Source organism: Parviterribacter multiflagellatus, assembly GCF_056863265.1.
The window spans coordinates 262,579-281,529 of the sequence record NZ_JBXPIZ010000004.1; the positions used below are offsets into that span (position 1 = coordinate 262,579).

Annotated in this window: 21 protein-coding genes; 12 read left to right on the forward strand and 9 right to left on the reverse strand. The window is 74.4% G+C overall.

Annotation, left to right across the window (positions count from 1 at the left end; translation table 11 throughout):
• Positions 1 to 63 precede the first annotated feature (63 nt).
• The 5 genes from AC1UE5_RS10660 to AC1UE5_RS10680 all read left to right on the forward strand — a co-directional run bounded on the left by AC1UE5_RS10660 (position 64) and on the right by AC1UE5_RS10680 (position 4,566).
• Positions 64 to 1,212: an acetyl-CoA C-acyltransferase gene (locus AC1UE5_RS10660; RefSeq protein WP_482922966.1), complete on the forward strand. Its 1,149-nt coding sequence runs from the start codon at positions 64 to 66 to the stop codon at positions 1,210 to 1,212.
• Between the two features lie 105 nt (positions 1,213 to 1,317).
• Positions 1,318 to 2,433: a sensor histidine kinase gene (locus tag AC1UE5_RS10665; RefSeq protein ID WP_482922968.1), complete on the forward strand. Its 1,116-nt coding sequence runs from the start codon at positions 1,318 to 1,320 to the stop codon at positions 2,431 to 2,433.
• Positions 2,430 to 3,092: a response regulator gene (locus AC1UE5_RS10670; RefSeq protein WP_482922970.1), complete on the forward strand. Its 663-nt coding sequence runs from the start codon at positions 2,430 to 2,432 to the stop codon at positions 3,090 to 3,092. The genes AC1UE5_RS10665 and AC1UE5_RS10670 overlap by 4 nt, the downstream gene beginning before the upstream one ends.
• A 95-nt stretch (positions 3,093 to 3,187) precedes the next feature.
• Positions 3,188 to 3,802, forward strand: coding sequence for a DedA family protein (locus AC1UE5_RS10675; RefSeq protein WP_482922972.1), 615 nt, complete (start codon positions 3,188 to 3,190; stop codon positions 3,800 to 3,802).
• A 152-nt stretch (positions 3,803 to 3,954) separates the two neighbouring features.
• The gene (locus AC1UE5_RS10680; protein ID WP_482922974.1) at positions 3,955 to 4,566 is read left to right on the forward strand and encodes an AAA family ATPase; all 612 of its coding nucleotides are present in this window, start codon (positions 3,955 to 3,957) and stop codon (positions 4,564 to 4,566) included.
• Here AC1UE5_RS10680 and AC1UE5_RS10685 read toward each other — a convergent pair.
• Complete coding sequence (locus tag AC1UE5_RS10685) at positions 4,563 to 4,916, reverse strand: hypothetical protein (protein ID WP_482922976.1); 354 nt, start codon at positions 4,914 to 4,916, stop codon at positions 4,563 to 4,565. The two genes, AC1UE5_RS10680 and AC1UE5_RS10685, sit on opposite strands and share 4 nt — an antisense overlap.
• Positions 4,917 to 5,031: 115 nt before the next feature.
• On the opposite strand from AC1UE5_RS10685, the gene AC1UE5_RS10690 reads away from it, so the two are divergent.
• Genes AC1UE5_RS10690 through AC1UE5_RS10700 form a run of 3 tightly spaced genes read left to right on the forward strand, consistent with a single transcriptional unit; the run spans position 5,032 to position 8,606 of the window.
• Positions 5,032 to 6,540 (forward strand): sensor histidine kinase, encoded by a 1,509-nt coding sequence (locus AC1UE5_RS10690; protein ID WP_482922978.1) that lies wholly within the window; start codon positions 5,032 to 5,034, stop codon positions 6,538 to 6,540.
• Positions 6,537 to 7,196 carry a response regulator gene (locus tag AC1UE5_RS10695; RefSeq protein ID WP_482922980.1) on the forward strand — a complete coding sequence of 220 codons (660 nt, stop codon included), beginning with the start codon at positions 6,537 to 6,539 and terminating at the stop codon, positions 7,194 to 7,196. The genes AC1UE5_RS10690 and AC1UE5_RS10695 overlap by 4 nt, the downstream gene beginning before the upstream one ends.
• A gap of 27 nt (positions 7,197 to 7,223) precedes the next feature.
• On the forward strand, positions 7,224 to 8,606 hold the full coding sequence (locus AC1UE5_RS10700) for an FAD-binding oxidoreductase (protein ID WP_482922983.1): 1,383 nt from the start codon (positions 7,224 to 7,226) through the stop codon (positions 8,604 to 8,606).
• On the opposite strand, the gene AC1UE5_RS10705 is transcribed toward AC1UE5_RS10700, so the two are convergent.
• Positions 8,603 to 9,364: an SDR family NAD(P)-dependent oxidoreductase gene (locus AC1UE5_RS10705; RefSeq protein WP_482922985.1), complete on the reverse strand. Its 762-nt coding sequence runs from the start codon at positions 9,362 to 9,364 to the stop codon at positions 8,603 to 8,605. The genes AC1UE5_RS10700 and AC1UE5_RS10705 overlap by 4 nt on opposite strands.
• 61 nt (positions 9,365 to 9,425) lie before the next feature.
• Between AC1UE5_RS10705 and AC1UE5_RS10710 the strand changes: the two genes are divergently transcribed.
• Together AC1UE5_RS10710 and AC1UE5_RS10715 are read left to right on the forward strand one after the other, a co-directional pair.
• The gene (locus AC1UE5_RS10710) at positions 9,426 to 9,746 is read left to right on the forward strand and encodes a cupin domain-containing protein (protein WP_482922987.1); all 321 of its coding nucleotides are present in this window, start codon (positions 9,426 to 9,428) and stop codon (positions 9,744 to 9,746) included.
• Between the two features lie 78 nt (positions 9,747 to 9,824).
• Positions 9,825 to 11,984, forward strand: coding sequence for an MMPL family transporter (locus AC1UE5_RS10715; RefSeq protein ID WP_482922989.1), 2,160 nt, complete (start codon positions 9,825 to 9,827; stop codon positions 11,982 to 11,984).
• A gap of 24 nt (positions 11,985 to 12,008) precedes the next feature.
• Here AC1UE5_RS10715 and AC1UE5_RS10720 read toward each other — a convergent pair whose 3' ends face one another.
• The 6 genes from AC1UE5_RS10720 to AC1UE5_RS10745 are packed head-to-tail and all read right to left on the reverse strand — an operon-like array spanning position 12,009 to position 16,229.
• The gene (locus tag AC1UE5_RS10720) at positions 12,009 to 12,701 is read right to left on the reverse strand and encodes a dihydrofolate reductase family protein (protein WP_482922991.1); all 693 of its coding nucleotides are present in this window, start codon (positions 12,699 to 12,701) and stop codon (positions 12,009 to 12,011) included.
• Positions 12,702 to 13,736, reverse strand: coding sequence for a class II fructose-bisphosphatase (gene glpX / locus AC1UE5_RS10725; RefSeq protein ID WP_482922993.1), 1,035 nt, complete (start codon positions 13,734 to 13,736; stop codon positions 12,702 to 12,704).
• Between the two features lie 2 nt (positions 13,737 to 13,738).
• Entirely contained in the window at positions 13,739 to 14,197 is a 459-nt protein-coding gene (locus AC1UE5_RS10730; protein WP_482922995.1) for a hypothetical protein, read from the reverse strand.
• A 19-nt stretch (positions 14,198 to 14,216) separates the two neighbouring features.
• Entirely contained in the window at positions 14,217 to 14,633 is a 417-nt protein-coding gene (locus AC1UE5_RS10735; protein ID WP_482922997.1) for a hypothetical protein, read from the reverse strand.
• Complete coding sequence (locus tag AC1UE5_RS10740; RefSeq protein ID WP_482922999.1) at positions 14,630 to 15,358, reverse strand: hypothetical protein; 729 nt, start codon at positions 15,356 to 15,358, stop codon at positions 14,630 to 14,632. Before AC1UE5_RS10740 ends, AC1UE5_RS10735 begins: the two co-directional genes overlap by 4 nt.
• Positions 15,333 to 16,229 carry an NAD(P)H-binding protein gene (locus tag AC1UE5_RS10745; protein ID WP_482923001.1) on the reverse strand — a complete coding sequence of 299 codons (897 nt, stop codon included), beginning with the start codon at positions 16,227 to 16,229 and terminating at the stop codon, positions 15,333 to 15,335. The genes AC1UE5_RS10740 and AC1UE5_RS10745 overlap by 26 nt, the downstream gene beginning before the upstream one ends.
• A 68-nt stretch (positions 16,230 to 16,297) precedes the next feature.
• Here AC1UE5_RS10745 and AC1UE5_RS10750 point away from each other — a divergent pair, with 68 nt between their 5' ends.
• Positions 16,298 to 17,152: a DICT sensory domain-containing protein gene (locus AC1UE5_RS10750; protein ID WP_482923003.1), complete on the forward strand. Its 855-nt coding sequence runs from the start codon at positions 16,298 to 16,300 to the stop codon at positions 17,150 to 17,152.
• Positions 17,153 to 17,158: 6 nt separating this feature from the next.
• Here the strand turns inward: AC1UE5_RS10750 and AC1UE5_RS10755 are convergent, their stop codons facing one another.
• Positions 17,159 to 17,770 (reverse strand): TetR/AcrR family transcriptional regulator, encoded by a 612-nt coding sequence (locus AC1UE5_RS10755; protein ID WP_482923005.1) that lies wholly within the window; start codon positions 17,768 to 17,770, stop codon positions 17,159 to 17,161.
• A 67-nt stretch (positions 17,771 to 17,837) separates the two neighbouring features.
• Here AC1UE5_RS10755 and AC1UE5_RS10760 point away from each other — a divergent pair, with 67 nt between their 5' ends.
• Positions 17,838 to 18,947, forward strand: a complete 1,110-nt coding sequence (locus tag AC1UE5_RS10760; protein WP_482923007.1) for a DmpA family aminopeptidase — start codon at positions 17,838 to 17,840, stop codon at positions 18,945 to 18,947.
• Positions 18,948 to 18,951: the final 4 nt, after the last annotated feature.

Below are 18,951 nucleotides of genomic sequence, written 5' to 3' on the forward strand. Positions count from 1 at the left end.
ACGTCGGGGGGATAAACCGCCCCGCGAGTGCGACGCCGGGGTTCTCACAAGGAGTCCTGTCCTATGCCTGAGGCCGTCATCGTCGACGCCGTCCGCACGCCCATCGGCCGCGCGGTCAAGGGGTCGCTCAAGGACGTGCGTGCCGACGACCTCGCCGCCGTCCCGCTCAAGGCGCTCCAGGAGCGCAACCCGGGCGTGAACTTCTCCGAGACCGTGGACGTCATGTGGGGCGCCGCGGCCCAGGAGGGCGAGCAGGGGTACAACCTCGGCCGCAACGCGGCGCTCATCGCCGGGATCGACCATCACGTCCCGGGCGTGACGCTCAACCGCTTCTGCTCGAGCTCGCTGCAGACGATCCGCATGGCCTACCACGCGATCAAGGCGGGCGAGGGCGACCAGTACATCGCCGGCGGCTCGGAGGCGGTGTCCCGCGCGAGCGGCGCGCACGTGCCGTTCCACCCGCAGCTCGACGGCTCGCCCGAGTCGAAGTACAACGTCTACATCCCGATGGGCCTCACCGCCGAGAACGTGGCGGAGCGCTGCAACGTCAGCCGCGAGGCGCAGGACGAGTGGGCGGTCATCTCGCAGAACCGCGCGGTCGACGCGCAGGAGAGCGGGCACTTCGACAAGGAGATCGTCCCGGTCACGCTGCCCGACGGCACCGTGGTGACGAAGGACGACGGCCCGCGCCCGGGCACGACGCTGGAGAAGCTCTCCTCGCTGCGGCCGGTCTTCAAGGAGGACGGCACGGTGACGGCGGGCAACGCGTGCCCGCTCAACGACGGCGCGGCCGCGACGCTCGTGATGAGCGCCGAGAAGGCGGAGGCGCTGGGCCTCAAGCCGCGCGCGCGGATCGTCGCGTCGTCGGTCTCGGCGATCCGCCCGGAGATCATGGGCCTCGGCCCGATCCCGGCGATCCAGGCCGTGCTCAAGCAGGCCGGCATGACGATCGACGACATCGACGTCGTCGAGATCAACGAGGCGTTCGCGGCCCAGATCGTCCCGTGCAAGGACGAGCTCGGCATCCCGGAGGAGAAGCTCAACCCCTTCGGCGGCGCGATCGCCCTCGGTCACCCGTTCGGCATGACGGGCGCCCGCATCATGACCACGCTGCTCAACGACCTCGAGACGCTCGACAAGACCTACGGGATCGAGTCGATGTGCGTCGCCGGTGGCATGGGCATGGCGATGATCGTGGAGCGCCTCAACTAGCGCCGCGTCGCGAGGAGGCCCGGACGCCCGGGCCTCCTCACCCGCGTTGCCGCTTGTCGGCGCGACGCCGGTGAGCCGCTCGCCGCGGTTGGCATCCTGGTCGGCATGCCGACCCGCTCGCTGCCCAGCCGCGTCTCCTCGTGGGCGAGGGGGCATCCGCTCGCGGTCGACGCCCTGCTCGCCGCGGCGCTCGCTGCCGCGTCGGTCACCGACCTCGGCGAGAGCACGGACGAGCCGCTGCTCGGGTGGCTGGTGCTGGCCGGGCTCGTGCTCCCGCTCGTGCTGCGGCGGCGCGCGCCGTTCGCGGTCTTCGCGACCATCGCCGCCGTCTCGTTCGGCCAGTGGCTGGTGATGGAGGGCACGACGGCGAACGCGGCGGTGCTCGTCGCGCTCTACACGGTCGTCGTCGCGGAGCCGCGCCGCGCGCTGGTCGTGGCGGCCGTCGCCGCCGCGCAGCTGGGCGCGGTCCTCGCGGGGCTCGCCGCGGACGACACCGTGGCGTTGTCGATCGTCGCGCTGACCGCGATGGTCGCCGCGACGGTGGCGACCGCGGTCGCGATCCGGGCCCGTCGCGCCGCGGCCGCGGCCGCGCTGGGGCGGGCGGTCGCCGGCGAGCGGGAACGCATCGCACGCGAGCTGCACGACGTCGTGGCGCACAGCCTCACGGTGATGGTCGCGCTCGCCGACGGCGCCCGGCTCACCGCCGGGGCCGATCCCGAGCGCGCCGACCGCGCGATGGAGGGCGTGGCGACGACCGGCCGCCGCTCGCTGGCCGAGATGCGCCGCGTCATCGGCTACCTGCGCGAGCCGGACGGCACCGGGCCGCTCGCGCCGCAGCCGGGCCTCGCGGACCTCGACGCGCTGCTGGAGGACGTCCGCCGCGCCGGCCTGCAGGCGGAGCTCACCCGCGCCGGCACGCCGCTCCCGCTCGGCCCGGCCGCCGAGCTCACGCTCTTCCGCGTCGTGCAGGAGGCGCTGACCAACACGCTCAAGCACGCCCGCGGCGCGTCGCGCGCCGAGGTCACGCTCGCCTACGACGCGACCGGCGTGGCGGTCGAGGTCGTCGACGACGGCGCGTCCGGAGCACCCGGGGCAGCCGGTCAGGGCCACGGCCTGAGCGGCATGCGCGAGCGCATCCAGGCCCACGGCGCGCGGCTGGAGGCCGGCCCGCGCCCCGGCGGCGGCTGGCGGGTCCGCACCCGGCTCGAGGCGGCCGCGTGACGCGCGTGATCCTCGCCGACGACCAGCCGCTGCTGCTGGAGGGCTTCCGCATGATCCTGGAGGCGCAGGGCGACATCGAGGTCGTCGCCACCGCGGGCGACGGCGCCGCGGCGGCCGAGCGGACGCTCGCGCTCGACCCCGACGTCGTCGTGATGGACGTCCGCATGCCCGGCGTGGACGGCATCGAGGCGACGCGGCGCATCGTCGCGGCGGGCGCCCGCGCGCGCATCCTCGTGCTGACCACGTTCGACCTCGACGAGTACGCGTTCGGCGCTCTGCGGGCCGGGGCGAGCGGGTTCCTGCTCAAGGACGTGCCGCCCGCCGAGCTCGTCGGCGCGATCCGCGCCGTCGCGGACGGCAACGCCGTCGTGGCGCCGCGGATCACCCGGCGGCTGCTCGACGCGTTCGCCGAGCGCCTTCCCGCGAACGGCACGACGGCGGAGGGGGAGGACCCGCGGCTCGCCGCGCTGACCGCGCGCGAGCGGGAGGTGCTGGTGGAGCTGGCCGGCGGCCGGACGAACGCGGAGATCGCAGAGCGGCTCGTCGTCTCGGACGCGACCGTCAAGTCGCACGTCGCGCGCATCCTGCAGAAGCTCGGCGCGCGCGACCGCGTGCAGGCCGTGATCGTCGCCTACCAGACCGGGCTCGTCCGTCCCTAGGGGCGATCCCGTAGCCCGCGCGGGCGAGGCGGCCGGGCACGAAGTTCGCCCGCGCGGCCGATGTCTCGGCGGCGCTTGCGCGGCACGTTCTGGGCGTGTTCGATCAGCTCGCCGACATGGCCCGCGACGCGGTCACCGACGCCGGATACCCGGGCGTCCTGGCCGCGATGCTCGCCGAGAACGTCATCCCGCCGATCCCGTCCGAGATCGTCCTCCCGCTCGCCGGCTTCGAGGTCCACGCCGGCAACCTCGCGTTCCTCGCCGTCCTGCTCGCCGCGACCGCCGGCTCGGTGCTCGGTGCGCTCGTCCTCTACGCGGTCGGCCGCGCGGGCGGCCGCCCGCTGGTGCTCCGCTGGGGCGGGATCCTCCGCGTGAGCGCCGCTGACCTCGACCGCGCCGAGGGCTGGTTCGCGCGCTGGGGCGACTGGGTCGTGCTCGGGGCGCGGGTCGTTCCGCTCGCCCGCAGCGTCGTCTCGATCCCCGCCGGCACGATGCGCATGCCGCTCGGCCGGTTCGTCCTGCTCACCGCCGCGGGGAGCGCGGCGTGGAACGCGCTGCTGATCGGGCTGGGCTGGCAGCTGGGCGCCAACTGGGAGGACGTGTCCGACACGGTTGGGCGGGCGTCGAAGGTCGTGCTCGTGCTCGCCGTCGTGGCCGTCGCCGCTGCTGTCGCCTGGCTGCTCCGCCGCAGCCGTCAGCCCGCCTCGTAGGCTCCCGCGCGTGGCCCGCCGCGCTCCCGACCGTCGCCCCTTCGGCCCCGGGCCGTTCGTGCTGTCCGCCGGGCTCAAGCAGACCTGGCAGGGGTGGCCGTTCGACCTGCCGGCCGTGCAGGGCGCTGGAGGGGCTGCGGTTCGACGCGCCGGTGACGTTCCTCGTCGGCGACAACGGCGCGGGGAAGTCGACGTTGATCGAGGCGCTCGCGTACGCGCTCGGGTTCGACGCGCAGGGCGGGACGACCGGCGACGAGATGGGCATCCGCCAGCGCGGCGTCAACCCGCTCGGGGACGAGATCGACTTCGAGCTCGGCCCGTGCAAGCCGCGCGAGCAGTTCTTCCTCCGGGCCGAGTCGTTCTTCAACTTCGCGCACCTCGTGGAGGCGAACGACCTCGTCGACGCGTACGGCGGCGTGTCGCTGCACCGGCAGTCGCACGGCGAGTCGTTCCTCGCGCTGGCGTCGTCGCGCTTCGGCGGTGAGCGGCTCTACGTCCTCGACGAGCCGGAGGCCGCGCTGAGCGTCACGAGCGCGCTCGCGTTCCTCGGCGTCATGCACCACGCGACGAAGGACGGCGCCCAGTTCATCGTCGCGACGCACTCGCCGATCCTGCTCGCCTTCCCCGGCGCCCGCATCTACGAGCTGGGGGCCGGGGGCGCGAGCGAGGTGCGCTACGACGCCGCGGACCCCGTGCGGCTCATGCGCGCCTTCCTCGACGCGCCCGAGCGGTTCCTGCACGAGATCGTCGACGACGGCCGCTAGTCGTCGGTCGCCAGCAGCAGCGTCAGCACCGCGAGCGCGACGAGGCCGAACGGGATCGCCTCCACCTCCTGCCAGCCGGCGATCTTCAGCGCGGTGAAGGCGAGCTGGCCGGCCATCGCGCGGCGCAGCAGCAGCGCGGCGCGCGGACGCCCGCGCAGCGTGCCGAGCGCCGCGGCGACCGTCGTCGCGCCGAGCAGCGCGGCGGCGACGGCGATGGGCGTCCAGACGGACCACTCCCAGAAGACGACGGCGCCGGCGCAGTTCATGACGCCGAGCGGCAGGGCGATGCCCGCGGCGATGCGGACGCGGAGCGGGAGCTTGGTGGGGTGGGGCAGGGCGATCGTGCTCATGGCGCCGACTCTCGGCGGCGGGCGTCCCGGGCCGCAACGGCCGCGCGTCACGACCTGCGCGGGACGCCGCGTCCCGTGACAACCGGGACGGCGAGCGGCGAGGATGCACCCGACGATGTCCTCCGCCGCCCTCGATCCGCCCGCCGGCCGCGCCTCGCGCAGCGGCGTGCGCCGTCCCGCCGCCCGCACCGTGGCGCTGGCGATCGCGGTGGCGGCCGGCGTGGTCGCCGCGACCGGGCTCGTGCTGATGGCGGTGAACGCGGGGACCGCGCTGCCCGACGGGAGCGACTGGCGGGTCGCGAACGTCGGCGCGCTCGGCTTCCTCGCCTGCGGCGCGCTGCTCACGGTGCGCCAGCCGGCGAGCGGGCTGAGCTGGGTCGCGCTCGCCGTCGGCGCCACGCTGGCGGTGGCCCTCGCGACGAGCGAGTACGCCGTGCTCGCGCTCGTCACCGCCCCCGACGACGGCCTGCCGGCCGGCCGGTGGGCGCAGTGGCTCTCGCAGTGGGTGTGGATGCCCGGCTACCTGCTGCTCGTGACGCTCCTCGTGCTCCTCTTCCCGGACGGCCGCCTGCCCGGTCCGCGGTGGCGCGCGGTGCTCCCGCTCACCGCCGTGCTCGTCTTCGCCAGCACGGTGCGGTTCGCCGTCACGCCGTGGGAGGACCTCGGCGAGCCGGTCGTCGCGCCGCACGTCGCGAACCCGGTGAGCGCGCCCGCGGTCGCCGACGCGCTCACGCCGCTGCTCCTGCTGGCGATCCCGTGCGTCGGGCTCGCGGCGTGGTCGGTGATCGTCCGCGTCCGCCGTGCGGACGGGGCCGAGCGGCGCCAGCTGCGGTGGTTCGGCGGTGGGGTCGCGGTGGCGGCCGTGCTGCTCGCGGCGGGCCAGCTCGACCACGACGTCGCGCCCTACGCGCTGGCGCTCGCCCTGCTCGTCCTCCCCGCGGCGGTCACGGCCGCGGTGCTTCGCCACGGCCGCTGGCTGGGCGAGCGGCTCGTGGGCGACCTGCGCGCCTCGCGCGAGCGGCTCGTCTCCGCCCGCGAGGAGGAGCGCCGCCGGCTGCGCGCCGACCTGCACGACGAGGTCGGCCCGTCGCTGGCCGTGCTCGCGCTGCGGCTCGACGCCGCCGCGGAGGGCAACCCGGCCGAGGGAGAGCTGCGCGCGCTCGCGGCGCACACACGCGACACGCTCGCCCAGGTGCGGCGCATCGTCCACGACCTGCGTCCGGCCGCGCTGGCCGACCTCGGGCTGGAGGCGGCGCTCGGCGCCGCGGTCGCCCAGCTCGACGGCGCGGGCCTGCGGGCGCGGCTGGACGTGCGCGGCGGCCCGCTCGGGGCGCTGCCCGCCGCGGTCGAGGTCGCGGCCTACCGGATCGTCCGCGAGGCGCTCGCCAACGCCGCGCGGCACGCGGGCGCGCACGCGGTCGAGGTCACGGTGGAGCGGCGCTCCGGAGTGCTGCTCCTCAGCGTCGAGGACGACGGCGCCGGGCTCCCGCCGGACGGGGCGCGCGGGCGCGGCCTCGGGCTGGCGTCGATGGCCGAGCGCGCCGACGAGCTGGGCGGCCGGCTGACGGTCGGCCCGCGCGCGGCCGGCGGCGGGACGAGCGTCGCGGCGGAGCTGCCCGCGTGAGGGTCGTCGTCGCCGACGACCACCCGATGTTCCGCGAGGGCCTCGCCGCGGTGCTCGGCGGCCTTCCCGGCGTGGAGGTCGTCGGCGCCGCCGCGGACGGGGAGGAGGCGGTCGAGCAGGTCCGCGCGCTCCGCCCCGACGTCGTCGTGATGGACCTCCACATGCCGCGCCGCAACGGCATCGACGCCACCCGCGCGATCGTTGCCGAGAGCCTGCCGACCGCGGTGCTCGTGCTGACCATGCTGGAGGACGACCAGTCGGTCGTCGCCGCGCTGCGGGCCGGCGCGCGCGGCTACCTCGTGAAGGGCGCCGGCCGCGACGACGTCGCGCGGGCGCTCGACGCGGTCGCGCACGGCCACTCGTTCCTCGGGGCCGACGTCGCCCCCGCGGCACTCGCACGGATCGCCAGCGGCGGCGGCGCGCCCGATCCGTTCCCCGACCTCACCGACCGCGAGCGCGAGGTGCTCGAGCTCGTCGGCCGCGGCCTCACCAACGCGGCCATCGCCGACGCGCTCGTGCTCAGCCCGAAGACCGTCCGCAACCACGTCTCCAACGTCCTCGCGAAGATCGGCGCGGCCGATCGGGCGGAAGCCGTCGCCCTGGCGCGGGACGCGGGGGGTGGCAGGCCAACTCCGGGGGGTTCCCCGATGCGATGACGGGTCCCCCGAGGGCAAGGTGCGAGCATGAGCTCTCCCGAGTCCGCGGCGGGCACCGCCGGGCCCAACGTCAACGGCGCGGTCGTCCGGCCCGGTGACGCGTCGTACGACGACGTCCGGAAGGTCCACAACGCCCTGGTCGACCGGCGCCCGGCCGCGGTCGTCCGGGCCGCCGACGCGGGCGACGTCGCGGCCGCGATCGCGCACGCGCGGGAGCACGGGCTGAAGCTCGCCGTCCGCGGCGGCGGGCACTCGGCCGCCGGCCACTCGGCGGTGCAGGACGGGCTCGTCCTCGACGTCCGCGGGCTCGACGCGGTCCGCGTCGACCCGCAGGCGATGACCGTCACCGTCGCCGGCGGGGCGACGATGGCCGCGGTCGACGCGTTCGCGCAGGAGCACGGCCTCGCGTTCACCGGCGCGCGCTTCTCGTCGGTCGGCGTCGCGGGCTTCACGACCGGCTCGGGGAGCGGCTGGCTCGAGCGCACGATGGGCCTCGCCTCCGACACGCTCGCCTGTGCGCGCGTCGTCACCGCCGACGGCGCCGAGGTGACCGCCAGCCCGAGCGAGAACCCCGACCTCTTCTACGGCCTGCGTGGCGGTGGCGGGAACTTCGGCGTCGTGACCGAGCTGACGTTCCGCGCGATGCCGCTCGGCCCCACGGTCGTCGGCGGCTTCCGCGCGTACCCGTTCGAGCGCGCGGCCGAGGTCGTCGCCGCCTACGCCGCCGCGCTGGAGGACGCGCCCGACGAGCTGTGCGGGGCGCTCGCGCTGACGACCGCTCCGCCGATGCCGTACGTCCCCGCGGCGCTGCACGGGCAGCCGATCGTCGGCCTCGTCGTGCTGTGGGCGGGCGACCCCGTCGACGCCCCGTACGGCCTGCGCCGCCTGCGCCCGCTGGGCGAGCCGCTGATCGACCTCGTCGGCGAGGTCCCGTACACCGAGCTGCAGCGCTCGTTCGAGCAGGGGCCGCAGCTCGACCTGCGCGCCTACCTGAAGTTCGGCGTCACCCCGGCGCTGACCCCGGGCGCGATCGACACGCTCTGCGCGCTCGGCGGCGAGCTGACGCCCGGGACGTCGATCCTCCTCTCGCCGCTGGGAGGTGCGTTCGGGCGCATGCCGGAGGACCAGACCGCGCTCGGCGACCGCGACGCGCGCTGGACGTACCAGCTGCTCAGCGGGTGGCTCGACCCCGCCGACGACGCGTCGAACATCGCGTGGCTGCGCGCGGCCGCGGCGGAGCTGGCCGAGCACACGCGCCCGTCGGCGTGGCCCAACTACGTCGCCGACCGCGCGCGCGGCGGCGGGCTCGCCGTGCCGTACGCGCCGGAGACGCTCGCGCGCCTGCGGGCGGTGAAGCGGACGTGGGACCCCGCGAACGTGTTCGCGGGGAACCACAACATCGTCCCCTAGCGCGGCGCCATGCGCAGCGCGCCGTCGAGGCGGATGGTCTCGCCGTTGAGCATCGCGTTCTCGGCGATGGCGACGGCGAGCCGGCCGTACTCCTCGGGGCGGCCGAGCCGGGACGGGAACGGGATCGACTCGCCGAGCGCGTTGCGCGCCGGCGCCGGCAGGCCCGCCAGCAGCGGCGTGTCGAACAGCCCCGGCGCGATCGTGTTCACGCGCACGCCGACGCCGGACAGGTCGCGCGCGGCCGGCAGCGTCAGCCCGACGACGCCGCCCTTCGACGCGCTGTAGGCGACCTGGCCGATCTGCCCGTCGAACGCCGCGATCGAGGCGGTGTTGATGAGCACGCCGCGCTCGCCGTCCTCGCTGGGCTCGTTGGCCGACATCGCCGCGGCCTCGTACCGGAGCGCGTTGAAGGTCCCGATCAGGTTGACGCGGATGACCGTCTCGAACGGCTCCAGCGCGTGCGGCCCGCGCTTGTGCGCGATCCGCTCCGCCCAGCCGATGCCCGCGCAGTTCAGCCCGATCCGCAGCCCGCCGTCGGCCTCCGCCGCGGCGGCGACCGCGGCCTCCACCTCCGCCGGCTCGGTGACGTCGGCCTTGACGAACCGCGCGCCGATCGCGGCCGCGTGCTCCTCGCCGAGCTCGGCGTTGAGGTCCGCGATCACGACCTTCGCGCCGCGCGCCGCCAGCTCCGCCGCCGCCGCCCCGCCGAGGCCGGAAGCCCCGCCGAACACCACTGCTCCTGCTCCCTCGATGCGCATAGGCGGAGCACCCTAGACCCCCGTGCCGTTCGCCGGACGCCCGTCGGGGTAGCGTGCGGACATGAAGTCCTGGGACCTCACCACACTCGACGTCGAAGTGCACAAGCCGCAGGTGCTCATCTCCGAGGAGGGGGCGCAGCGCGTCATCGCCGTCAACCTCCCGGGCGGCGACCTGCTGCAGGACCACGAGGTCCGCGAGCACGCGACGCTCGTGCTCCTCAGCGGCAAGCTCGAGATCGACGCCGACGGATCGACCACGACGGCCGGCACCGGGTTCGTCGCGCACTGGGAGCCGCACGAGCGCCACGAGGTCCGTGCGGTCGAGGACTCCAGGTTCCTGCTCGTCCTGGCCCCCTGGCCGGCAGCGGATCACCACACCTGACCCGGTAGGGACAACCCCACCCCTCCTCGGGAGCATCCCGCATGGCCGTAGGGCTCGGCGAAGTCGAGTCTTACTGCCATGGAACGGAAGCAGAACATCGCAGCCCGGGCCGGGCACTGGAGCGCCCGGCACAAGAAGCGGGCGATCCTCGGGTGGTTCGCCTTCGTCATCGTCGCGATCGTCATCGGCGGTGCCGTCGGAACGCAGTCGCTCAAGGACGAGGACACCGGGTCGGGGGACTCCGCGCGGGCCGACAAGATCTACGACGACGCCTACCCCAAGGCGGTCGAGGAGTCGGTCCTCGTCCAGTCCAAGAGCGGCGACAAGACGGCGGTCGAGGCCGGCGTCGCCGACGTGCGCGCGGCGCTCAAGAAGTTCGACACCGTCGCGCTCGAGGACACCGAGACGTCGGCTGATGGTCGTTCGATGCTCGTGCAGTTCAAGCTGCCCGGCAAGGAGGACGACGAGGCCGAGGAAGCGATCGTGCCCATCGAGGCCGCGGTCGAGAAGACGGCCGCGGCGCACCCCGAGCTCACGATCGGGCAGTTCGGCGACGCCTCCGCCGACAAGGCGCTGAGCGAGCGCTTCGAGGACGACTTCCAGCAGGCCGAGTTCCTCTCCCTGCCGATCACCCTGATCATCCTCATCGTCGCCTTCGGCGCGCTGGTCGCCGCGACGGTGCCGGTGCTGCTCGCGCTGTCGTCGGTCGGCGCCGCGCTGGGCCTCGTGGGCCTGGCCTCGCAGCTGATGCCCGTGGACGACGCGGTCGCCTCCGTGGTGCTGCTGATCGGCATGGCGGTCGGCGTCGACTACGCGCTCTTCTACGTCCGGCGTGAACGCGAGGAGAAGGCCAAGGGCGCGGACGGGCTGACGGCGATCGACATCGCCGCCGAGACCTCCGGCCGCGCGGTCCTGATCTCCGGCCTCACCGTGCTCGTCGCGATGGCCGGCATGTTCTTCACCGGCAACGCCGTCTTCTCGTCCTTCGCCGTCGGCACGATGCTCGTCGTCGCCGTGGCGATGATCGGCTCGCTGACCGTGCTCCCGGCGACGCTCGCCGCGCTCGGCAACAAGGTCGACAAGGGCCGCGTGCCCTTCCTGCACCGGCTGCGCCGCGCCGACGGCGAGTCGCGGGTGTGGAACGCCGTCCTGACGCGCGTCCTCAAGCGCCCCGTCGCGTCGGTCGTGCTGTCCGGCGGCATCCTCGTCGCGCTGGCGATCCCCGCCTTCGGCATCCACACCGCCAACTCGGGCGTGGACGACCTGCCGCGTGACCTGCCGATCATGCAGACCTACGACAAGATGCAGGCCGCCTTCCCCGGCGGGCAGATCCCGGCCGTCGTCGTGGTCGAGGCCGACGACGTCACCGCGCCGCGGGTGCAGGAGGCGATCGCCGAGCTGCAGAAGACCGCGCTCGCGACGGGCCAGATGGACGAGCCGATCAGCGTCGAGGTGTCGCCGAACAAGCAGGTCGCGGCGATCTCCATCCCGATCCAGGGCAACGGCACCGACGACAAGTCGAACACCGCGCTGGCGACCCTGCGCGACTCCGTGATCCCGCAGACGATCGAGGGCGTGCCCGGCGTGCACGAGGCGCTCGTGACCGGCATGACCGCGGGCTCGAAGGACTTCAACGACGAGATGAAGGCGGCCGCGCCGGTCGTGTTCGGCTTCGTCCTCTCGCTGGCCTTCCTCCTGCTGCTGGTCGAGTTCCGCTCGATCGTGATCCCGATCAAGGCGATCATCCTCAACCTCCTGTCGGTCGCGGCGGCCTACGGCATCCTCGTGCTGGTCTTCCAGCACGGCGTGGGCGCGGACCTGCTGGGCGTCGACGCGGCGTCGCAGGGCTCGATCACGAGCTGGCTGCCGATCTTCCTGTTCGTGATCCTGTTCGGCCTGTCGATGGACTACCACGTGTTCATCCTCAGCCGGATCCGGGAGGCCTACGACGACGGGATGTCGTCCGAGCAGGCGGTGGCGCACGGCATCAAGTCGACCGCCAGCGTCGTGACCAGCGCCGCGGTGGTGATGGTCGCGGTGTTCGCGATCTTCGGGACGCTGAGCTTCGTCGACATGAAGCAGATGGGCGTGGGCCTCGCGGCCGCCGTCCTGATCGACGCGACCATCGTCCGGGGCGTCCTGCTCCCGGCCACGATGAAGCTGCTCGGCGACTGGAACTGGTACCTGCCTCCGGCGCTCGCCCGGCGGCTGCCGCGGCCGGCTCGCGCGGCGGCATGAGTCCGGGCCTCCTGCGCCGGCCGGTCAGGTGAGCCGGTAGCGCAGGAAGAGCGCCCCGTCCGCCTCGTGCACCGTCACGAGGCGGACGTCCGTCGAGGGCCCCGGGCGACCGGGGCCTTCGACGATGGTCGTCACGTCCGTTCCCGCGACGACCTGCGGGGAGAGGGTGAGGAACAGCTCATCCACCAGGCCGGCGCTCAGCAACGAGGCGTTGAGCGTCGGCCCGCCCTCGCACAGGAGGGAGCGGACGCCGTGCTCGCGGCGCACCCGCCGCAGCGCGTGCTGCGGGTCGGCGTCGGCGCCGGTGTAGACGACGGGGCGCGCCTCGTCGTCGTGGAAGAGCGGGATGTCGCGCGGGACATCGCCGCTGCGGCTGAGGACGAGCGCGACCGGCTCGGGCTCCAGGCCCCGCCTGACCCGCTGCCGCTGCCGCTCGGGGTCCTTGATCAGCCGCCCGTACCGCTCGGCCCGGAGCGTGCCGGTCCCTGCCAGCACGGCGTCCACCGCGCCGCGCAGCGCGAAGAACACCGCCTGGTCGGCCGGCACCCCGAGCCCCGCGCTGATCCCGTCGACCGTCGCCCGCCCGTCCACCGAGCTGATCATGTTCACGACGACGTACGGCCGCTCGGGCGGCGCCAGCGCTCCGAAGTCGACGTCCTGCAGGTACGTCGCGGCGTCGACCGGGGCGGGGTCGGGATGCAGGCGCTGGAGCAGCAATCAGCCGTAGCGCTGCGTGGTGCCGCCGGTGAGCTGGCGGAGCTTCGCGCGGTCGTGCGTCGCGGCGATGCGGCGGACGGTGCCCGAGCGCGAGCGCATGACGAGCGACTCGGTCGTCGCCGACGTCGTGCCCTTGTAGCGGACGCCCTGCAGGACGTCGCCGTCGGTCACGCCGGTGGCGGAGAAGAAGCAGTCGTCGCTCTTGACGAGGTCGTTGGAGGTGAGCTGCTTCTCGAGGTCGTAGCCCTGCTCCAGCGCGGCGGTGCGCTCCTCGTCGTTGCGCGGGAACAGGCGGCCGACGATCTCGCCGCCCATGCACTTCAGCGCGCACGCGGAGATGACGCCCTCCGGCGTGCCGCCGACGCCGTACAGCAGGTCGACGGGCGAGTTCTCGCTCACCGCCAGCATCGCGCCCGCGACGTCGCCGTCGGAGATCAGCCGCACGCGCGCGCCGGCGTCGCGGATCTCCTTGATGGCGCCCTCGTGGCGCGGGCGGTCGAGCACCACGACCATCACGTCGCGCACGTCGCACGAGCGGCGCTTGGCCACCAGCTGCACGGTCTCGGCGAGCGGGCGGTCGAGGTCGAGCAGGTCCGCGATCTCCGGGCCGCCGGCCATCTTCGTCATGTAGACGCAGGGGCCCGGGTCGAACATCGAGCCGCGCTCGGCCAGGCCGATGACCGCGAGCGCGTTCGGCATGCCCTTCGCCGTCAGCGTCGTGCCCTCCAGCGGGTCCACGGCGATGTCGACGGCGGGCTGCGTGCCGTCGCCGATCTGCTCGCCGTTGTAGAGCATCGGCGCCTCGTCCTTCTCGCCCTCGCCGATGACGACGACGCCGTCCATCTGCACGGTGTCGAGGACGATCCGCATCGCGTCGACCGCGGCGCCGTCGGCGGCGTTCTTGTCGCCCATGCCGACCCACCGCGCGGCGGCCAGCGCGGCCGCCTCCGTGACGCGGACGAGCTCGAGCGCGAGGTTCCGGTCCGGCCGGCCCTCCCGCGCTCCCTCGAAGACCTGGTGCTCGATCGTGTTCATGTTCAGAGGACTCCCGGAGGCTTGCGGGCCCGCTCCACCTCGGACGCGCGCAGCGCCGAGCCACCCAGCATCAGGACGATCCCGACCATCGAGACCACCCATCCGTACTTCAGCCCCACGAGCCCGGACACCGTCCCGGGCTTGTCGAGGATGCCGGTGTAGCCCACGAGGCCGAGGGCGGCGATGGAGACGACCGCGGTCATCTCCCCACGCGCCCACGAGAGCTTGTGCCCGCGAACGATGATGTACGCGAGGATGAGCGGCGCGACCGCTGCGGCGAGCAGCAGCCAGCGCATCGTGGTGTGGACCTCCCAGCCCGTGAAGTCGCCCGGGCCGGGCACGCCGTTGATGTCCGTGCGCGAGTTCTCGGCGTGGTACCAGGGCAGGAACATGCCTCCAGCGAGGAGCAGGCCGCCGGCGATCGCCACGTACTCGTGCCACGTCAGTCGACGCAGGTCCATCCGGGCCTGACCCTATCGGTCAGCTGCGCACGGACGCGGCGATGGCGAGGAGGTCGTCGAGCTCCCACGGCCCCTGCGCGGTGAGCCGCAGGTGCAGCCCGCCGGCCTGCCAGCGCAGCTCGTGCGCGGGCTTGAGCGACGGCTCGGCCTCGTCGAGCGGGATCGAGCGGTGCTCGGCCTGCGCGCCGCCGATCACGAGCACCGCGGGGTCGACCGGCCACGGCCGCTCCTCCGCCGGCTCCGTCCCTGCGTACAGCGCCAGCCGGCCGCGTGCGCCGGGGCGCGTGTCGTCCAGGTTCCACTCCACCTCGACCGCCTCCGGCCCCACCGGATGGACCTCCACCCAGCGGGTGAGCGGCAGCGCGACCGTCGGGAGCGGCACGGGCCGCCCGAGGTGCGCGTCGGCGTCGGCGATGCCGGTCCAGTCGCCGGTCACGCGGTCGCCTTCGCCTGGTCGCGCTCGGGCTTGGGCGTCGGGTCTGGCAGGTCGGAGATGTCGCGGAACCGGCCGACCTTCGACTCGGCGAGGTCCAGGCGCGCGAGGTTGCGCAGGAAGCCGTGCGTGACGATCACGTGGATGCGCGACTGCGTGTTCTCGTAGAACCAGCGGCTGAGGCTGAACGCGAGCGTGGGGTAGAAGTTCGCGACCTCGACCTCGACGTGCGCGATCGACTGGCCCGCGTAGTCCTGCGACGGGCGGCGGCTGATGTCGATCTCCAGGAAGCCCGCGCCGCCCCGGCCGCGGCCGGCGACGAGGACGCCCCGGTCGATCCGCCAGCGCACCACGCCGCGGTGGTCGTCCATCTCGTACTCGGGCTCCTGGAACGTCAGCAGCGGGATCAGCCCGAGCGCCTTGACCTGTCGCCCCTGGCCGGCGTAGTCGACCTGCACGAAGCCGAGCGTCGCGCGCGTCAGCCAGCGCCAGTACGTGCGGGCGAGGCGCTCGAGGTCGCGCGGAGACCAGATCGCGTCGAGCTCGTGCGTGGGGAGGATGAGGTCGGCCTCCTGGACCGAGCGCACCGCGCCCTCGCCGTCGTAGACCGTGTGGTCCTCGGCGGTGACGATCAGCGCGTGGGCGACGCGCTTGGGGCGGTTGAGCAGCCGGCGGACGCCGGCGGCGGCCAGCGCCGCGACGCTAGCCAGGGCGATCCAGAGCCTCACGGACGGCCTCCTCGAAGGTCAGTGGGTGGTCGTTCAGCCCGGGTGGCGGCGCGTCGTCGACGAGCATCTCAGCGCTCAAGCCTTCCACGAGCGGCCGCGCGAGGCCCCACTCGATCGGGGTGACCAGCCCGACCCAGTACGAGGAGAGCGCCGGCGTGAGGACCGGGACCTTCACCACCGGACGGCGCCGCAGGCCCGCGACTTCGGCGTAGCGGCGCATCATCTCGCGGTACGTGAGCACGTCGGCGCCGCCGAGCTGGACCTCGTCGGGGACCTCCTCCAGCTCCCCCGCCGCCGCCAGCGTGTGCGCGACGTCACGGATCGCGACGGGCTGCGTGCGGGTGTCGATCCACCGCGGCGTGACCATCGCGGGGAGCCGTTCGACGAGGCTGCGGAGCATCACGAACGACGCGCTGCCCGCGCCGATGACCATCGCCGCGCGGACGTGGACGAGCTGCCCGCCTGTGGCCCGCAGCTCACGCGCGAGGACCTCCGCGACCTCGTTGCGGCTCTGCAGGTGCTCGGAGTCGCCGCCGCCCAGGCCCCCGAGGTAGACGACGCGCGCGACCCCGGCGCGGGCCGCTGCGGCGCCGAACGTGCGGGCACCCTGGCGGTCCCGCTCGGCGAAGTCGCCGCCCTTGCCCTCCATCGAGTGGACGAGGTAGTACGCGACGTCGACGCCCTCCAGCGCCGCGTGCAGGCCCTCGCCGCTCACGACGTCGCCCTGGCGGACGTCGACGGCCTCGGGGAGGTCGGCCTTCTGCGGGGTGCGGGCCAGCGCGCGCACGCGGTGACCGCGCCGGACGAGCTCGCGGGCCAGGTGCCCGCCGACGTAGCCGGTCGCGCCGGTGACGAGGATCGTTCGCTCCATCGGTGCAGGTGGCTACCCGCTGTGACCCTCCGACCGCGCCCGCTCGTACCGTGAGCGCGACATCGACCATGAGCTCTCTCGCCATCAAGGACGTCGCCGAGCGCACAGGCATCGCTGCCGGAACGATCCGGATGTGGGAGCAGCGCTACGGCTTCCCGGTGCCGGACCGCACCGCCAGCGGCTACCGCCGCTACAGCGACGACGACGTCGAGGCGCTGCGGCGCGTCGCGGCGTACCGGCGGCTCGGGCTGTCGATCCCCGCCGCGATCGAGCGTGTCGTGGCCGCCGACCCGGCGGTCGTCGACCAGCCCTCGATCTACGCCGCGGTGGTGGCGATCGACGACCAGGCCCGGCCGCAGCTCCTGCGCAAGTCGACGATGCTCGCGCTGTCGCGGGCGATCGAGCACGAGACGCTCGCGAGCGCCGCCTCGCCGGTCATCTTCGCTGCCTTCCAGGTCGAGGCCGCCTACCGGCCCGCGGAGGCGCGCTACCGGCGGCTGGCGCGGCAGGCGGACGCGACGACGGTGTTCGCGGACTTCGCGGCCGTGCGCGACGGCGGCCGGGGGCCGGTCGAGATCCCGATCGACCTCGACGACGCGATCGGCAACGAGTGGGCGGTGATCGTCGACTCGCCCGGCTACGCGGCGTGCCTGCTCGGGTGGGAGCACCCGCAGGGCCACGCGCCGATGGGCCCGGACGACGCGCGCCGGCGGTTCGAGGCGATCTGGACCGTCCACCCGCGCGCGGTGCGGCGGGCGGCGGAGGTCGCGGCGCGGCTCGCGGGGCAGGTCGCGCCGGAGCACGGCGAGCGGCTGGAGGAGCTGCTGCGCGATCGGCCGCTGGCGGCCGAGACGCCGACCCCGGCGCTCACCGGCCTGATGAACCGCGCGATCGCGTACCTCGAGACCGGCGCGCGGGCGTAGCGGCGCTCACGCGACGGGCGGGAGCGGCCTGCCGGTCGCGAGCTCCGCGTAGCCGCGCATCAGCCGCAGGCCGGTCCCCCGGTCGACCTCCGGGTCGCGCGCCACGATGCGGTAGCCGAGGTAGTCCTCCATCGACATCAGCGTCATCGCGACGTCCCGCGCCGGCAGCGACAGGGAGAACGCGTCCGCGGCGACCCCCGCGTCGAGCACCTGCGCGTAGACCTCGACCTGGCGGTGGTAGATGCCCTGCACCGCGGGGCGCTCGTGGAGCTGGAACCCAGCCGCCAGGATCGCGCGCCAGATCGCCCGCCACTCGGCATCCTCGGGCCCGAGCGGGAGGCCGGCCTCGATCACGCGCGCGAGCTGCTCGAGCGGGTCGTCGATCGCCGCGACCAGCGCGAGACGCTGGTCGCGGAAGCGCACGTCCGAGCGCAGCGCGAGCTCGGTCATCACCGCCTCGACGTCCTTGAAGTAGTACCGGACGGCGTTGGCCGTCAGGCCGAGCTCGGCGGCGATGTCACCCACGCGCAGCTCGGCGATGTCGTGCCGCTCGATCAGGGCGATCGCGGCGTCGAGGATGTCCTCGCGTCGCTGCGCCTGACTATTGGGTCGCGCCACCGCGCCGAGGATAAGGCTCGTCCCCCCGCTTGCGCTTCCTCCCCGCGTCTGGTGTTCTTTTCACAAGATGAAAAGAACTACCGAGCGCTCGCCGCGCGCCCGGGACCTGGGTCTGGTCCTGGGCCGTGGCACCCCGGGACCGCTCAACGCGATCACCGACGTCCCCGGCGTCCGCGTCGGCCACACGACGCTGGACGAGCCGGGACCGGTGCCGGTCCACACCGGCGTCACCGTCGTCGTCCCCCACGACGACGTGTGGACCGAGCCCGTGTTCGCCGGCGCGCACCGCCTCAACGGCAGCGGCGAGATGACCGGGCTCGAGTGGGTCCGCGAGTCGGGCGAGCTCACGTCGGCGATCGCGCTGACCAACACGCACAGCGTCGGGGTCGTGCGCGACGAGCTCGTGCGCGAGCACGTCCGCCGCCGCGGCGAGGGCCCCTGGTGGTCGCTGCCGGTCGTCGCCGAGACGTACGACGGGCTGCTCAACGACATCAACGGCCATCACGTGCGCGCCGAGCACGTTCGCGCGGCGCTCGACGGCGCGGCGAGCGGCCCCGTCGCCGAGGGCAACGTCGGCGGTGGCACCGGCATGATCTGCCACGGCTTCAAGGGCGGGATCGGCACCGCCTCGCGCGTGGTGCCGATCGCGCACGGCGCCTACACGGTCGGCGTGCTCGTGCAGGCCAACCACGGCCGCCGGGAGCGCCTGCAGATCGGCGGCGCCCGCGTGGGGGAGGCGATCCCGGCCACCGAGGTGCCGGTGCCCGCCGCGCCCGCCGGCTACGAGCCCGGGTCGGGGTCGATCATCGCGATCGTCGCCACCGACGCGCCCCTGCTGCCCCACCAGTGTCGCCGCCTGGCGCAGCGCGCCGCGCTGTCCGTCGCCCGCGTCGGCGGCACCGGCGAGCAGTACAGCGGCGACCTGATGCTCGCGTTCGCGACCGGCAACCGCGGCCTGCCGCCGTACGGGTGGGACGAGGACCCTGCCACGCCGCGGCCCGAGCTCGAGCTGCGGATGGTCGCGCCGCAGCTGATGACGCACCTGTTCGACGCCGTCGTCGAGGCGGGCGAGGAGGCGATCGTCAACGCGCTCCTGGCCGCCAGGACGCTCACCGGGCGCGGAGGGGTCACCGCGCACGCCCTCGACCACGCGCGGCTGCTCGCGGCCGTGCACTAGCCAC

Excerpts from the sequence above, each read along its gene's own strand:
- AC1UE5_RS10705 (WP_482922985.1), bottom strand. The coding sequence starts at position 9,364 with ATGCGCATCGAGGGAGCAGGAGCAGTGGTGTTCGGCGGGGCTTCCGGC.
- AC1UE5_RS10710 (WP_482922987.1), top strand. The coding sequence starts at position 9,426 with ATGAAGTCCTGGGACCTCACCACACTCGACGTCGAAGTGCACAAGCCG.
- AC1UE5_RS10690 (WP_482922978.1), top strand. The coding sequence starts at position 5,032 with ATGTCCTCCGCCGCCCTCGATCCGCCCGCCGGCCGCGCCTCGCGCAGC.
- AC1UE5_RS10760 (WP_482923007.1), top strand. The coding sequence starts at position 17,838 with ATGAAAAGAACTACCGAGCGCTCGCCGCGCGCCCGGGACCTGGGTCTG.
- glpX (WP_482922993.1), bottom strand. The coding sequence starts at position 13,736 with ATGAACACGATCGAGCACCAGGTCTTCGAGGGAGCGCGGGAGGGCCGG.
- AC1UE5_RS10730 (WP_482922995.1), bottom strand. The coding sequence starts at position 14,197 with ATGGACCTGCGTCGACTGACGTGGCACGAGTACGTGGCGATCGCCGGC.
- AC1UE5_RS10665 (WP_482922968.1), top strand. The coding sequence starts at position 1,318 with ATGCCGACCCGCTCGCTGCCCAGCCGCGTCTCCTCGTGGGCGAGGGGG.
- AC1UE5_RS10715 (WP_482922989.1), top strand. The coding sequence starts at position 9,825 with ATGGAACGGAAGCAGAACATCGCAGCCCGGGCCGGGCACTGGAGCGCC.
- AC1UE5_RS10745 (WP_482923001.1), bottom strand. The coding sequence starts at position 16,229 with ATGGAGCGAACGATCCTCGTCACCGGCGCGACCGGCTACGTCGGCGGG.
- AC1UE5_RS10700 (WP_482922983.1), top strand. The coding sequence starts at position 7,224 with ATGAGCTCTCCCGAGTCCGCGGCGGGCACCGCCGGGCCCAACGTCAAC.
- AC1UE5_RS10750 (WP_482923003.1), top strand. The coding sequence starts at position 16,298 with ATGAGCTCTCTCGCCATCAAGGACGTCGCCGAGCGCACAGGCATCGCT.
- AC1UE5_RS10660 (WP_482922966.1), top strand. The coding sequence starts at position 64 with ATGCCTGAGGCCGTCATCGTCGACGCCGTCCGCACGCCCATCGGCCGC.
- AC1UE5_RS10685 (WP_482922976.1), bottom strand. The coding sequence starts at position 4,916 with ATGAGCACGATCGCCCTGCCCCACCCCACCAAGCTCCCGCTCCGCGTC.